General features: G+C 56.3%; 9 protein-coding genes. All 9 read right to left on the reverse strand.

Going from position 1 to position 15,349, the window contains the following annotated elements; genetic code table 11:
* Window positions 1-125: 125 nt before the first annotated feature.
* The 9 genes from CU100_RS03255 to CU100_RS03290 all read right to left on the reverse strand — a co-directional run bounded on the left by CU100_RS03255 (window position 126) and on the right by CU100_RS03290 (window position 15,349).
* Window positions 126-8,732, reverse strand: coding sequence for a GH36-type glycosyl hydrolase domain-containing protein (locus CU100_RS03255; RefSeq protein ID WP_106715098.1), 8,607 nt, complete (start codon window positions 8,730-8,732; stop codon window positions 126-128).
* Window positions 8,733-9,051: 319 nt separating this feature from the next.
* Window positions 9,052-10,089: a sulfate/molybdate ABC transporter ATP-binding protein gene (locus CU100_RS03260; protein ID WP_106715099.1), complete on the reverse strand. Its 1,038-nt coding sequence runs from the start codon at window positions 10,087-10,089 to the stop codon at window positions 9,052-9,054.
* A gap of 15 nt (window positions 10,090-10,104) precedes the next feature.
* A complete protein-coding gene (cysW, locus tag CU100_RS03265; protein ID WP_170113716.1) occupies window positions 10,105-10,986 on the reverse strand; it encodes a sulfate ABC transporter permease subunit CysW in 882 nt (293 codons plus the stop codon).
* Window positions 10,976-11,836, reverse strand: coding sequence for a sulfate ABC transporter permease subunit CysT (cysT, locus tag CU100_RS03270; protein ID WP_106715101.1), 861 nt, complete (start codon window positions 11,834-11,836; stop codon window positions 10,976-10,978). Before cysT ends, cysW begins: the two co-directional genes overlap by 11 nt.
* 4 nt (window positions 11,837-11,840) lie before the next feature.
* The gene (locus CU100_RS03275; RefSeq protein ID WP_106715967.1) at window positions 11,841-12,872 is read right to left on the reverse strand and encodes a sulfate ABC transporter substrate-binding protein; all 1,032 of its coding nucleotides are present in this window, start codon (window positions 12,870-12,872) and stop codon (window positions 11,841-11,843) included.
* A gap of 260 nt (window positions 12,873-13,132) precedes the next feature.
* Complete coding sequence (locus tag CU100_RS26695; protein WP_170113717.1) at window positions 13,133-13,309, reverse strand: hypothetical protein; 177 nt, start codon at window positions 13,307-13,309, stop codon at window positions 13,133-13,135.
* Between the two features lie 13 nt (window positions 13,310-13,322).
* Window positions 13,323-13,826 (reverse strand): hypothetical protein, encoded by a 504-nt coding sequence (locus CU100_RS03280; RefSeq protein WP_106715102.1) that lies wholly within the window; start codon window positions 13,824-13,826, stop codon window positions 13,323-13,325.
* Window positions 13,827-14,228: 402 nt separating this feature from the next.
* Window positions 14,229-14,819 (reverse strand): SCO family protein, encoded by a 591-nt coding sequence (locus tag CU100_RS03285; RefSeq protein WP_106715103.1) that lies wholly within the window; start codon window positions 14,817-14,819, stop codon window positions 14,229-14,231.
* Window positions 14,819-15,349, reverse strand: coding sequence for a copper chaperone PCu(A)C (locus CU100_RS03290; RefSeq protein WP_106715104.1), 531 nt, complete (start codon window positions 15,347-15,349; stop codon window positions 14,819-14,821). Before CU100_RS03290 ends, CU100_RS03285 begins: the two co-directional genes overlap by 1 nt.

Below are 15,349 nucleotides of genomic sequence, written 5' to 3' on the forward strand. Positions count from 1 at the left end.
GCTGCGGATTATGCGCCAGATTGGCGTCAGTTGCAAAGATTCTCAACTGGAATGCTGGTGATCAATCTTTCTGGCAAAGAGGGTTAGACCGCCGCTTGCCGAAAAATACAAGCGGCGGGAGTCCTTTATGCGATGACAGGAACTCTGACAGGGATTTCCACGATAACCTTGTGCTCGCCGGTTGCCTCCAATGGAATGCCGCCTTCCAGTTTGGCAAGTTTCTTGCCATTGACGGTGACCCTGCGGTCCTCCTTTGTCGATGGCCTGACTTCCACATTGTAGCGGGCATCGCCATTCCGCAACACGAAGCTGAAACTGGCCCATTCCGACGGGAATGCCGGATCGACGAACAATCGGTCATTGCGGCGGCTGATACCTAGAATCCCTTCCGTCGCAACCCGGTAGAGCCAACCCGCCGAGCCGGTATACCAAGTCCACCCACCGCGTCCACGCATGGGGTCGACCGAGTAAACATCGGCAGCCACGACGTAAGGTTCGACGCGGTAAGACTCGGCTTGTTCGGACGACAGCGAATGGTTGACCGGGTTGAGCTTCTTGAACCATCGGTACGCCTCGTCGGCATCGCCCAATTTGGCCATGGCGAGGACTGCCCAAGTTGCAGCATGCGTATATTGCCCGCCGTTTTCGCGCACGCCGACCGGATAGCTCTTGATATAGCCCGGATCGTGCCGCGTCTTGTTGAATGGAGGCGTGAACAGTTTGATGATATCAACTTCTTCATCGACGAGATGCGTTGCGACAGACCGCATTGCCTGCTTGGCCCTGTCAGGATCGCCATAGCCGGAGATGACACTCCAGGACTGAGCGATGGAGTCGATCTTGCACTCGTCGCTCTTCTTCGATCCGAGCGGAGCCCCGTCGTCGAAATAGCCGCGGCGGTACCATTCACCATCCCAACCATCCTTCTCGAGAGCGATTTTCAGGCTCTCGATATGCTGTTCCCAACGTTCTATGCGCTCCTTGTCCTTGAAATGCCTCGCGATCGGCAAGACATCGCGCAGTGTACTGATGAGAAACCAGCCAAGCCAGATGCTTTCACCCTTGCCGTCTTCGCCCACCCGGTTCATGCCGTCGTTCCAGTCGCCAGTGAGCATGAGTGGAAGGCCGTGCGGACCGGTGCGGGCAATTGCAAGGTCCAGCGCCCGCGCGGCATGCTCGTATACGCTGACCTCCTCGCCGGAGATCGAAGGCTGGTAAAAGGCGTCATGTTCACCGTTTTCGAGTGCCCGCCCTTCGATAAAGGGAATCTTCTCGTCAAGTATGCTCATGTCGCCAGTGACTGAGGTGTAGTGAGCGATGGCATAGCCAAGCCAGACTACATCGTCGGAAATCTTCGTTCTGACGCCGGCCCCCGTTGTCGGGAGCCACCAATGCTGGACATCCCCTTCCTTGAACTGCCGGGCCGAAACATTCAGGATTTGTTTGCGTGCAAGAGACGGGTCGAGGATCAGCATGGACAGCGTATCCTGCAACTGATCGCGGAAGCCAAATGCGCCACTCGCCTGGTAGAATGCCGATCGAGCCCAGATGCGGCAGGCAAGGCTCTGGTAAGGAAGCCATCTATTGACCATGACATTGAACGCATCGTCCGGAGTGTCGATCTGCAATCCGTCAAGGAAGTTCGCCCAGACCGATTTGGAGGCCAGAAGCGTTTCGTCGAACGGCCGTTTGCTGTGGTCTGCAAGAATACGTCGCGCTTCGTCTTGGCTGCCCGCGTCGCCCATGTAAAAGATGAGTTCCTGCGTTTCGCCGGCTGCGATGCTTATATCGACTGCGAGTGCGGCACAGGGATCACCACCAGCCTCCACGAGGTTCGATAACGTCCTTGCCTGCAGCACCGCGTCAGGGCGGTCAACCGACCCGAGACTGCCGAAGAACTCTGCCCTATCGGCAGTATAGGACTGTGGCTTGGTATTGGCGGCAAAGAAAGCCACGCGTTCACGGCGATCTATACCGTATGGATTGCGGGCAAACAGCACCCCCGTTTCCGCATCGCAGGACGGGACGATGAAGGGCGACGTTTTTGCGCGGGCATTGCCCAGCATCCATTCGACAAAACCGTAGACCCGCAATTGCTTGGCCGTACCACCGCTATTGGTGACCTTTAGGCGCGAAACCCGCACAGGCTGCTGAGGGTCTATAGTGTGCGTCAGCTCAAGTCCTATATTGCCATGCCGCGCTGCGAAGATGGAGTAGCCTTGACCATGTCTCGTTTCGTATTGGGCAGTGGGGTCGCGCAAGACCGATGCGGTAGGAGAGAATGCGGTGTTCTTGTCCAGGTCTACGACGTAGATCGCTTCACCAGAGCGGTTGATGACAGGGTCGTTCGACCATTGTGTCAGCTGGTAGTCGCGGCTGTTGCCGGACCAGGTGAAGCCGGCGCCTTCAGCCGAGACATGGAAGCCGAATCCCGAATTCGAAATAACGTTGATCCAGGGTTGAGGTGTACTGACCATACCGCCAAGCCGGACAACGTATTCGCCGCTCTTCATGTCAAAGCCACCGAAGCCATTCCAGAACGCGAGGTCGTCGCCGGATATTTTCGGGCGGCGCTTGCTCATGAGCTGTGTTGGGGCGGGAGCGGCTCCACGCAGGTCATCGTTTCCAATGTCACCGGCTATGAGGGTTTTCCCCCGCGTCTCGGTGACAGGAACGAGGTCCGCAGTCAGGCCTGCCATACGTTTCAGCTGTTCGGAGAGCGACCCGTTCTGCGCATGCATCACGATACGGGCGGAAGCCAGCAGCGTATTATAGCTGGCATCGCTCGTCTGGTCCTTTCTGACAGTGAAGATGTGGACACGCGGTCCAAGTTGGGCGCCGCGGGCACGGCTGTTTTCGCAGATCGCTTCCAGTCCGCGCTGGAAATCCTGCGCATATGAGAAGGAACGTTCATTGATGACTACGACATCGACGACAAGGCCCTTGGCACGCCAATATTCATGCGCCTTCAGCAGATTCTTCAAAGTTTCCATGTCCGCTTCATCGTCGATGCGCAGAGCCAGAATTGGAAAATCTCCTGAGATCGACATGGGCCAAAGCTCGGACTGGCTGCCAAGTCCGCTTGCAATGCTCTCCGATGGCATTCGCAGCGCCTTATCCGGATAAATCAGGCTGGTGGCAACGCGCTGGAATTCGGCCGCCTCATCAGGGTTGATGCCAATGTGGTGGAGGCGGACCTGCGAACTCGTCCAAGACAATGAAAATTCCCGGGCGAAACAATCGGGATGACGGAAGCGGGCGACGACGTCTTCAAGCTCCTGCCGGTTTGGACGCACCAGCGTCCAGAAAACCAGCGTAACCTTCTTGTGCGCGGGAACGCGCACGCGGCAACGCAGTGCGGCGATGGGGTCGAGAACGAAGCCATGACTTCCGCTCAATGTGGCACCATCGTCGAAAGCCACCGGATCGCGCAACGACCGGCCCCGGCCGATAAAGTTGCGGCGGTCGGTCTCGGCCTGGATTTCCCGCATTGTGCCCGAGCTGTCGCTCACGACATGCGCCAGATGTATATCGGGGTCGTCACTGCCGCGCTTGCGGCGAGTGGCGTATATTGCATCACCCCGCTGATCGATTTCCGTTTCCACGAACATCTTGGCAAAAGCCGGATGAGCGGTGTCGGTGTCCTCATTCGTCAGGACGAGTTCGGCATAGGACGTAACCTCGATGATGCGGTCCTTGCTGCCGGTATTGGTGATGATGATACGACGACCCTCACCATCGGAATCGGAAGCGACTATGGTTTCCACTGTTGAGTGGATTGTTCCGTTCTCCTTGACGAATTCTGCCTTGTAATCGGCAAAGATGGTCATGCTTTTTTCGCCCGAAACCCTTACCGGGTCGCCAGTTGCTGACCACCACTCCCCATTCTCGAGGTCCCGGAGGAACAGGAACGTTCCATAGCCGCTCTCGAGCGGGTCCGGTTGGAAGCGCGTAATGGCGAGGCCATTCCAGCGGCTGTAGCCACCGCCATTGGCCGTGACCATCACCGAGTAATGTCCATTCGACATGATCTGCGTTGCGTTGGGTGCGCTCAATGGATTCTGAATGAAGCGAATAGACGCCGTTTCTTCGGAGCTTTCGACGGCTTTCCGCATCGGGTTCTCGGCCTTGGCTTGCAATACCGGGATTTCGCGCGGCGCCTTTTCCTGCAGCAGGAGCTCGGCGGCTTCAATCACTGGATCCGCATGGAACCTGTCGCGCATCCGGCCCTCGAACACCACATTGTTGACAGCGACGATCGACATGCCGTGGTGGTGGGCCATGTAGTTGCGAACCACCGCATATTCCTCGTCTTCGCGCACACGCGATTTGGTGAAATCAACGGCATCATAGAAGCCATATTGGCCAAGCGCGCCCATTGAACGCAGGCGCTGCAAATTCTTGACGGCTGCCGCCGGCTGGTACTGGCTCGCCATGATGCTTGCATAGGGAGCTACAACGTAGTTTTTGGAGAGGCCGCGCTTGAGACCGAGGGTTGGAACGCCGAAGTTCGTGTATTGATAGTTCATTTCCGGGTCGCGGGCGTTGTAGGCCGCTTCAGAAATGCCCCATGGCAAGCCTTTGGACTCGCCATATTCGATCTGGCGCTGCACGATCAATTTATTGGTTTGATCCAGCATGCTGCCCAGTGGTTCAATCATGACCAGAGGCGGCATGAGATATTCGAACATCGAACCCGACCAGGAAACGAGCGCACCGCGCCAGCCCACAGGCACAAGCAGGCGCCCGAGCTTGAACCAATGATCGACCGGAATATCTCCTTTCGCAATGGCGAACAGGCTGGCCAGACGCGCTTCTGACGCAAGAAGATCGTAGCAGCTGGCGTCCAGTTCGTTGGTTTCCACGCGGAATCCGATCGACAACAGACGCCGCTCCTTGCGTTCCAGGAACGTAAAGTCAGTGTCGAAAGCTAGCTGCCGCGCCCGTGTCGCGAGTGTTCCCAATCGCTCACGCAAGACGTCCGTGCTCTCGTGGCTGCCAATGGCATCGTCTGTGTGACCTTGGCAGGTCTTGACGAGCAGAAGCGCCCATTCGTTGGCCGTGGCGCTGATGAAGGTTTCAAGCTCGCTGTGCAATTCTTCAGTCAGACGCTGGATATCGCCCGCAAACAAGGCGAGGTTGATGGTTCGAAGCGACGCCGTTTCCGGCTCCTCCTTGATAGTGGTGATTGCCCGGCGGAAATTGGACACCCGCTCCTCCAGGCGGCGGCGCAGGGGGCGTAGAACGCGGCGATCATCGGGGATGTCGCTGATCGCTTCTTCCAGGATATCGCCGACATCCAGAATGCCGTCGAGATCGCTCTGCAGATAGACCGACGGCGCTTCTGCCCATTTCTCCAACGCTGAAGACAAGGCTACAAGATGCCCCGCCAGATTTCCGCTATCCACCGCGGAAACGTAAAGTGGAAGAAGGGGACTGAGCGTGGTCGTTTCGTACCAGTTATAGAGGTGGCCCCGATACTTCTCCATCTTCTCAAGCGTTTCAAGGGTCTGGTCGATACGCGTCAGGGTCTCATTGAAGCTTATCCATCCGAAGTCGCGCGCCGCGACCGTCGAAAGCAGATACATTCCGATATTGGTAGGAGAAGTGCGCGTCGCGATGACCGGATGCGGATCTTCCTGAAAATTGTCGGGTGGGATGAAGTTTTGCTCTTTTGTGACGAACGTATCGTAATAATGCCAGGTGCGGCGGGCGAAACGCCGCAGTTCACCCTTGTCAGACGAGCGAACGTTGAGGTCGTCCAGCGGTTTGGCAGAACGGCTTACCAGCCATGCGATCATTGGCGACAAGAACCAGATGAAGGCGAATGGCACGGCCAGGTACCAGGCGGGACTTTGGATCGCCAGTGGTAAACCGATGGCGATCAGAGCGACGATCAAGGCCGGCCACATCAACTGCAGATAATAACTCAGTGTATCGGGAGAACTGGTTTTCGCCTGTGCCGCGGCGCGCCATTCGAGAAGGTGCTTGCGTGAAATGAAGAGACGATAGAGCGTGCGAACGATCGCGTCCGTCATCAGGCACGCCATATTGGCGATGAAGGTGATGCGCAGGGCAATGTCTGCGGCACCGGCAAATATATCCGTCAGAATTGCCTGGAAGTGGCCCTTGAGAGACAGGTTCATGTCTGTCGGGACAAGATTTGTAAACAGGATCATCGTAGGCACGATGAACATGCTGAAGATCATGAAACATTGCCACAGCGTCGCCAGTCCGGGAGGAAGCAATGTCCAGCCGGCAATCGAGGCAAGAATCCAGAATATCGGTGTCAGCGATCGGCGAAGATTGTCGACCATCTTCCAGCGCGTGACGGCGGTGACGCCCGGTCGTGTGCTGAAAAGATAAGGCAGGAGCTGCCAGTCGCCGCGCGTCCAGCGATGATGGCGGGAAATATCGACGTTGTAGCCGGTGGGGTAATCCTCGACCACTTCGACATCGCTGACAAGCGCACTGCGCGCATAACCCCCTTCGAGCAGGTCGTGGCTGAGGACAGTGTTCTCCCCGATCTTGCCATCAAGGGCGGCCTCGAAGAAGTCGATGTCATAAAGGCCCTTGCCGGTGAATGTGCCTTCCCCCAGCACGTCCTGATAAACATCGGAAACTGCAAAGACATAGGGGTCGATGCCGCGGTTGACCGAAAAGACGCGCTGCAGGAACGAGGCGTCGTCGCCCGTGGTCAGCGAGGGGGTAACACGCGGCTGCAAGATGGCGTAGCCACTGACGACGCGTCCCGCTTTCGCGCTATAGATGGGCCGATTGAGCGGGTGGATGAGCTTGCCCGCGAGACGGTTCACGGAGTCTGGGGTCAGACGCGTGTCGGAGTCCAGCGTCATGACGAATTTGATGTCGGCCGGTATTTCCTCGTTCGAGGGAAAATAGGTCGTATCCTTGTCGCCGCGCAGCAGCAAATTAAGCTCGTGCAGCTTGCCGCGCTTGCGCTCCCAGCCCATCCAGCGGTTTTCTTGGGCGTTGAACAGGCGCTTGCGATGCAGAAGGAAAAAGCGGGGATTGTTCTGGGTGTAATGTTCATTGAGCGCCGTGATCTTTTCCCGCGCATAATCGAAAACGTCGAGGTCGTCGTCGGTCTGTTCGAACTTGCTGTCGGCCCAGTCCGTCAGAAGAGCAAAATAAACCTCGCCGCGCGGGTTGGTCAGATAATGCACTTCGAGATTGCGGATGTGCTCATCAACGGAATCGCGCGAGGTGATGAGAGTTGGCACTGCGACAAGCGTCTTCGCTTCCGGAGGCAGGCCGTTCTTGTATTCAAACCCGATCAGCCGCGTCGGTGGCATGAACATCGGTATGATCCAGTTGACGAACCCGTTCGCTGTTTCCATCGTTGGAAACACCGCCAGCAGGGTAAAAAGAAGGTTCATACCGTCGGACAGTCCGGCACGATCCAGAACAAAATGGATCAACACCAAAATAGCGATTGAGAAGAATGATGCAGGAGCCCAAAGCCCTGCCAGTCCCAATTTCCGGTAAAAACGCACCCAACGTAGCAGAGGCGTTGGCGTATACCCGCACGCATCCTCGAGTTCGGGACGGCCTTCGCCAGCCAGATAGTAGCCGACATCGCGTCTGCGCTGCTCTGTCACGCCGCCTTCGCCGCCAGTCTCCTCGGCGCTCTTGCGGGCGAGCTCCAACGCGGCCTGTGTAATATCGTGTTCGCTCTTACCGGACCGGCGTGCAATTTTTTCGATGCTCACGCGGTATGCATTGCGAGAATGGAAGTCGAGCGCATCGAAGTTCGAGTTTTCGCGTAGCACCGCGTCGACGCCGCTTACTGTCTCGAACCAAGTGATCCAGTCGACGTCATCGATCGATTTCAGGCTGCGGATAAGGTTGCCCATGCTCACGCCGCCGGTCGATTGGCGCGTGTGTTCCTGAATGATAGCGTCCTCGGAGTCGCTGCCATTCTTTTCGAGTTCTTCCTCCAGCCATGCAACTGCAGCGCCCGAGTGAGCCGTGCCGCCACGCAGGCGATAGAGCAAATGCGTTGCGAAAGTGCTGTCTTTGGCGGCCGTCGTATACTGGGCGAGGAGCTGGGGTAGATTATCCTTGTCGGCGTTCAGCGTGATTTCGTCTGCGACGCTATTGGCGAATGCACGCATCCTGCGCGCCCGCTCGACGCGTAACGACAAACGCCGGGCGTTCTCGATAAGGATAAAGCGAACGGCAGATGGAAGCGCCCATAGCTCACCGATATGCAGCGGTTCGACCGCCTGGAAACCTTCAACGATTGCGCTCAGGCTGTTGAGGGAAAACTGGCTGTCTGTGTGGGCGACGTAAAGCCAGGCAAGTGCCATGACCCGCGGGATGCTGGGTTGGCTTACAAGCGAAGGCAACTGCCGGAAGAATTTCTTCGGCAGATCACGCTCTACCTGCTGTATGTTCTGATCGACCAGATAATAATTATCGAGGAGCCACTGGGCCGCCGGCGTAATGGTTTCTCCATTGCGTGCTGCCGCATCGGATGAGCGGTAGGAGTGCAGGATCAGCCGTGCATTCTCTACGGTCCGCTGCTCGAAGACGATCGGTTCATAATCCGGCAAGCGGACATCTTCGCCCCTCGCCACCCTCGTCCCGAGGTCCCTTAGATCGTCGATAGATTTATAGTGAGCCCGTATGGGGTTTGGCTGAACAGCAAAGCTCTGTCCAACAGTCTTCTTCTGTGATGCGAACGCTTGAAAAAAGCTCAATACGGGCATTGGTTTCATTTCAGTTTGGAAGAACGATTCTTCGGGATTGCAGCACTTGGGCGGTCAGGGACCGATCACCCAACGTTCAGTTTACGGTCTAATCAGGTCATGGCAATTAAGCTATCACCACTTTTAGCGTTAGCGATCAGTTTTGATGAAAATGAGTCAGATTTCTATTGGTCTTTGTGCGTAATTTCAGCGTTTCCGCACAGGAGAAAAGCCGCGGCAGCGGCGCTCGTAGCTGAATAGCGCGAGAAGTGCGAGCCTCATGATGGCGCGGAGAGACCCTGGCACCCTCGATCCCCGGCTTCTCTATCACGCAGTCTTGCTAGTTTTTCGGAAACACGCGCCAATGTTTGGGCCGAAAAGCGATCAGGCTGGTTTCCCTGGCTGGATGATCAGCAGGGATTTCAATCTCCACCCGGCCTTTCGCACCATTGATTTCAAGTTCCACTCGCCGAGTGGCACCAACACGGCGGCTGGCGATGATCTTTCCTGCAATACGCGCGCCGGAATCGTCGACGAGCTCGACATCATGCGGCCTGAAATAAAGCTGCGCTTCTCCATCAGGCAGGTCGCTCCTCATGCCGAGGGCCTGGTCACCGAGCCACAATTCACTTTTGTCGACATTGACATCCAGTGCGCTTGATTCGCCGATAAAGCTATAAACAAACGGCGAGTTCGGCCGGTCATAGACCTCATCGGGGCTGCCGATCTGCTCAATCCTGCCTTGACTCATGACTACCACGCGGTCGGCCAGTTCCAGTGCTTCATCCTGATCGTGCGTCACGAAAACAGTGGTGTGCTTGGTTTTATCGTGGATTTCGCGAAGCCAGCGCCGCAATTCTTTGCGCACTTTGGCATCGAGCGCGCCAAAAGGCTCATCCAGCAGGAGCACGCGGGGCTCGATAGCCATGGCACGCGCGAGCGCGACGCGTTGGCGCTGACCACCCGAGAGCTGCGCTGGATACCGCTTCTCAAGACCGGAAAGCTGGACGAAGTCCAGGAGTTCTGCCGAACGCCGACGAATTTCGTCCTTGCTGGGGCGGCTGGAATTGGGGCGGACCTTGAGTCCGAATCCGACATTGTCGATAACTGTCATATGGCGAAACAGCGCGTAGTGCTGGAAGACGAAACCGACATTACGCTCCTGCACCGACTTCAGCGAGGCGTCCTCATCTCCAAAGAAAACCTTGCCCTCGGTGGGTGTTTCAAGTCCGGCGATAAGGCGCAGCAGGGTGGTCTTGCCCGATCCCGATGGCCCCAGCAGAGCAATAAGCTCGCCTGAATTTATATCGAGCGATACGTCATGCAGCGCCGGGAAACGATCGAATTCCTTGCGTACACCACTTACACGAACGTCCATCTAGCCTGTTCCCCTTCAATGCCCGCCGACGGCGCGAAGCTCCGCCCCGTATCTCAATTCCAGTAAGGTCTTGAGAACGAGTGTCACCAGCGCCAATAGCGCGAGCAGCGAAGCCACAGCAAATGCCGCGACAAAATTATATTCGTTGTAAAGAATCTCGACGTGCAGCGGCATCGTGTTTGTGAGGCCCCTTATGTGACCCGAAACGACTGAGACCGCCCCAAATTCTCCCATTGCCCGGGCGTTGCATAGAAGCACGCCATAGAGCAAGCCCCATTTGATGTTGGGAAGCGTGACATGCCAGAACGTCTGCCATCCATTGGCCCCGAGCGACAATGCGGCTTCCTCGTCGGTCGTGCCCTGTTCCTGCATCAGGGGGATGAGCTCGCGCGCAACGAATGGGAAGGTGACAAAAATCGTCGCCAGGACTATTCCGGGAACGGCGAACAAGACTTCGATACCGTGCGATTTGAGCCAGGGTCCGAGCACAGTTTGCGAACTGAACAGCAGCACATATACGAGGCCGGAAATAACCGGAGAAACTGAAAACGGCAGATCAATCAAAGTTGTTAGGAAGGCTTTGCCCTTGAACTCGAACTTGGCGATAGACCAGGCGGCTATGACGCCGAAGATGACATTGAGCGGGACCGCAATGGCGGCGACAAGCAATGTCAGGCGAATTGCCGCCTGTGCATCCGGCTCGGCAAAGGCTGCAATATACTCGGCAGGGCCTTTGCGGAATGCTTCGACGAAAACCGCCACCAGCGGAAGCAAAAGGAACAAACCCAGGAAAACCAGTGCGATACCGGTAAGGATGAAACGCGACGTGCGCCGTTCCGTGGTGGCATGACGGGCAGTGGACGATGGGTCCGTTGTATGGACAGGGTCATGCGCCATAGCCATACCTCCTCCGGCTCCACGCCTGGATGAGATTGATTACGAAGAGCATGAAAAATGAAATGAGGAGCATGATCGTTGCGATTGCGGTTGCTCCGGCATAATCGAATTCCTCCAGGCGGATGACGATCAACAATGGTGCGATTTCGGAGACATAGGGCAAGTTCCCGGCGATGAATATCACGGATCCATATTCACCGACGGCCCGGGCGAATGCCAGGGCGAACCCGGTCAGTATGGCAGGCTGCAGTCCTGGAAGCAGCACACGTGTGATCGTTTGGAAGCGATTGGCGCCGAGTGTCGCGGCCGCCTCCTCGACCTCTTTGCGAATTTCTTCCATCACCGGCTGGACTGTACGAACGACAAAGGGAAGACCGATAAAGATCAATGCAATGGTGATGCCGATCGGTGTGTAGGCGACTTTGATGCCGATCACGTCCAGCCACTGACCGATCCAACCGTTTTTGGAATAAAGTGCAGTCAGCGCGATACCGGCTACCGCCGTTGGCAGCGCGAAGGGCAAGTCAACGATCGCATCCACGATACGCCGGCCAGGAAACCGGTAGCGCACCAGCACCCACGCGACGATGACGCCGAAGAAGACATTGACCAATGCGGCCACGAGTGACGTGCCAAAACTGATTTTCAGAGCATTGACTGTACGGGGATCGGTTGCAACGTGCCAAAATCCTGAAAAACCAAGGGATGCCGAGCGAAAAACAAGGCCGGTTAAAGGGATGAGTACAATGAGGGCGAGGTAGGCAAGAGTGAAGCCGAGTGTCAGGCCGAAACCTGGTATGACACTCGGCTGCTTAAACCGCCAACCCGCTTTCGCGAGGTTGGAAATCATGCTGTTACTGTTTTGGCTTGTAGATCTGGTCAAACGTTCCGCCATCTCCGAAGTGATAGGGCTGTGCCTTTGCCCATCCGCCGAAGATAGGATCATCGATCGTCACCAGTTTCAACTCCGGTAATTTCTTCAAGAGTTCCGGTGCCACCAGTTCGGGCTCCGAGGGACGATAGAAATGCTTGGCTGCGATCGTCTGGCCTTCCTTTGAATAGAGATATTCGAGATAGGCTTCAGCCACTTTGCGCGTGCCCTTTGCATCGACATTCGCATCTACGACTGCAACTGACGGCTGAGCGAGTATCGAGGAGGGTGGCACGACAATATCAAACTTGTCATCGCCGAATTCCTTGGACGCGAGATAAGCCTCGTTTTCCCAGGCAAGAAGTACGTCACCGAGTTCGCGCTGCGCAAATGTATTCGTAGCGCCGCGCGCGCCGGAATCCAGCACCGGAACGTGCTGGAAAAGGGTCCCGATATATTCCTTGATCTTGGTCTCGTCTCCTGCGTACTGCGTGTTGGCCCAAGCCCAGGCCGCAAGATAGTTCCACCGCGCACCGCCGGACGTCTTGGGATTCGGGGTGATGACTTCCACCCCATCCTTCACCAGATCACTCCAATCCTTGATACCTTTTGGATTGCCCTTGCGTACCAGGAAGACGATCGTCGATGTGTAAGGAGCCGAGTTGTGCGGATACTTTGCGCGCCAGTCGGGGCTGATTTTTTTCGTTTTAGTGGCAATCGCGGTTATGTCGCTTTCGAGCGCCAGAGTCACAACGTCGGCGTCCAGGCCATCGATGACCGAACGCGCTTGTGCACCGGAACCGCCATGGGACGTCTGTATGGTCACCGTCTCGCCTGAGTCGCCCTTCCACTTGGCTGCGAACGCCGCATTGAAATCCTTGTAGAGTTCACGGGTCGGGTCATAGGACACGTTCAAGAGGGTGGTGTCTGCGTAGGAGGCAGACATCGGCTGAATGGCGACAGTTGCTGTGAGCAATAGTGCTGCCAAATTTAGGGAAAGTCGGGAATGTTTCATGCCTGCCTCCATATGATGAGAACCGAAGCGTAGCAGAGCGGCTCTCAATAGGGGCGTTAGAAAGAATTCCTTTTGCAGCGCATAATTAGAATATTCTACCAGATGAACATAGTCTACTGAAATGGTAGTCTATTAACGGGAGGCACACGATTCCCTTAAACTTTAGCCTCAGAGCCCGCTTCGGCAAATTCAGAAAGCAATGGCGCTCTTTCCTGGAAAATGCGACTGCCTGGGAATGATATTCCCTGGGTAAGCAGATACTATTTCTCGATCAACGCCTTTCCGGGCGTCGCATCGGCAAGCCATGTATAGCCGTCCGGATTTGACCGGGTGTCGTGATAAGCCCGTGTGGCAACCGGGATGATGAGCGTTGCAGCCGTCAACAAGGCGGTAGCGGCTATGGAAAGGCGCCGCTCCATACGCGAACTGATGATCATGCTCTCTCCCTTCTCAATGGTACTTCGCCCGCAATGGGCGGGAAATAATGTCGTCGATCGCGGATTGTGGGATCGGCAGGAGCATCTGGTCCATCTCGGCCAGGGTCTTGGCGAAATCAGTTGCTGCGTGCTCCACTTCTTCCCGGCGAGATGGACATGCCATGGCATTGAGGCAGGTTCGTGCCGCAACCATGTCGCAATTTTGAATCCCTGCAATGAGACCCAAGGTCATGCATTCTTCGCGGCAGACATGATGCGAACCGAAGGGAAAGGTCTTCAGCGGACATAGCGCACAATGCCGGAGAGTTCTGATGAACAAAGAAAGCTCCGAGAGTGCCCGGTTGCCGTCACGCGTGCCCAGGAGCTCGCTATAAAGGCCAAACGCCATTTCCCAGGCAATGACAGAACCGGTTTCGAAACCAGCTGTCCAGCGGCGGTAACCCTCGAGCACCAGCTTTTCCGGCGTGCGGTCGAAGTAGCAACTCGTACTGCCGATTTCAGATGTGCGCGGATACATCGCCGCTCCTGTCCAATTCGCTGTTGCGGATCAGGGCGAGGGGAGCACTGCGGCAAATTCGGGCAACTGGCTGAATCGGCCTGTTCCGGTGGACGGAACGAGCGTGATGCGAGCGACACAACAATGAAACCACGCGCTGGCGTGGCAGAAAAAGACCTATCATAGGGTCCTCCAATCGAAAGGGTTCAAGGCCCAGACATCAAAGGGATGTGCATTTGCACTTCTGGCATAAAGGCGACTATTAATAAGTTTGTCAAACGCTAATTGTGGGAAAAACGCTAAAAATCAATAACTTAGAACAATTCCAAAAAACATGAGTGTTCTGGTAGACAAATGTACCGGTTCCCCCGGTTGCGTAGTGATTTCTCCCGGCAAGCTCCGGGAGAAATCGTGGTTGCTCCATTACCCCGCGAGCAGCAATCGAAGCTTCTTCAACGCAACATCCGGGCTTTCCTTGTAATCGATCGTGCTTTTCAGACGGCCATCACGATCAAGCAGTATCACCGAAGCGGTATGATCCATGGTGTAGTCGCCGTTGTCCGTCGGCACTTTCTTCGCGTATACTCGCCATGCTTTCAGGACCTTCTCGACTTCTTGCGGATTGCCGGTGATCCCGGTGATCCTGTCCGTGAAGGCTGACGTATAGCCCTTCATCACTTCTGGCGTGTCGCGCTCCGGATCGACGGAAATGAAGAAGACGCGCAGATCTTTGCCTTCATCCCCAAGTGTCTTCAGCCAGCCCGCCATTTCGAAGAGGGTAGTCGGGCATACTTCGGGGCAGTGGGTAAAGCCAAAAAAAAGTACTGTCGGATGACCCTTGAATGCCGCTTCCGTGATGGGAGCGCCATTGTGATCGGTAAGGTTGAACGGAACGCCGAGTTGCGCGGCCTGAGGATTGCTGCCGTTGCGCGTATTGACATAGGTGAAAGCCAATAAGCCGCACAGAATGGCCACCAGACCCCATAATGTGTAGCGCAGGAGACGGAAATTCATCAATGATGCTCCATGCTCTTCGCGCCAGCTGGTGCGACCATGAACCGGACGTCTACTTTGCCGGCTTTCGCAAAATCGAGAGTAACAGGCACCATGTCACCTTCCCTGAGGGGCGACGTGAGATCGATCAGCATCAGATGCGCGCCGCCCGGTGAGAGTTCGGCGCTTCCGCCAGCGGGAATTTCAAGACCATCCTTCAGCTGGCGCATTTTCATGATACTGCCATCCATCTTCATTTCGTGAACCTCGATCCTGGCAGCAGCCGGGCTGGAACCGCCAACGAGGCGGTCCGGTTCATTCGATCCGTTGTCGATCTTTAGATAACCGCCGCCGACCTTCGCACCCGGTAGGGTCGCGCGTGCGAAGGCGCCGCTCAAGGTCAAATCGCCCGCTTTGACAGGCTCCATCGAAGCGTTGTCGCCCGTGGCGGCGGCGCCGCCCTGCATCATCTTGGAATGGTCATGCGCTTGCGCATTCGCAATCGACGTCAACAGCAGCATGGCGGCGGCGCATCTGATTAAATGTTTCAT

The sequence above is a fragment of the Phyllobacterium endophyticum genome (assembly GCF_003010935.1).
GTDB lineage: Bacteria > Pseudomonadota > Alphaproteobacteria > Rhizobiales > Rhizobiaceae > Phyllobacterium > Phyllobacterium endophyticum.

Bases quoted from the DNA above. Each gene is read 5' to 3' on its own strand.
- CU100_RS03280 (WP_106715102.1), bottom strand. From the start codon at position 13,826: ATGTATCCGCGCACATCTGAAATCGGCAGTACGAGTTGCTACTTCGAC.
- cysT (WP_106715101.1), bottom strand. From the start codon at position 11,836: ATGATTTCCAACCTCGCGAAAGCGGGTTGGCGGTTTAAGCAGCCGAGT.
- CU100_RS03290 (WP_106715104.1), bottom strand. From the start codon at position 15,349: ATGAAACATTTAATCAGATGCGCCGCCGCCATGCTGCTGTTGACGTCG.
- CU100_RS03285 (WP_106715103.1), bottom strand. From the start codon at position 14,819: ATGAATTTCCGTCTCCTGCGCTACACATTATGGGGTCTGGTGGCCATT.
- cysW (WP_170113716.1), bottom strand. From the start codon at position 10,986: ATGGCGCATGACCCTGTCCATACAACGGACCCATCGTCCACTGCCCGT.
- CU100_RS03260 (WP_106715099.1), bottom strand. From the start codon at position 10,089: ATGGACGTTCGTGTAAGTGGTGTACGCAAGGAATTCGATCGTTTCCCG.
- CU100_RS03255 (WP_106715098.1), bottom strand. From the start codon at position 8,732: ATGCCCGTATTGAGCTTTTTTCAAGCGTTCGCATCACAGAAGAAGACT.
- CU100_RS03275 (WP_106715967.1), bottom strand. From the start codon at position 12,872: ATGAAACATTCCCGACTTTCCCTAAATTTGGCAGCACTATTGCTCACA.
- CU100_RS26695 (WP_170113717.1), bottom strand. From the start codon at position 13,309: ATGATCATCAGTTCGCGTATGGAGCGGCGCCTTTCCATAGCCGCTACC.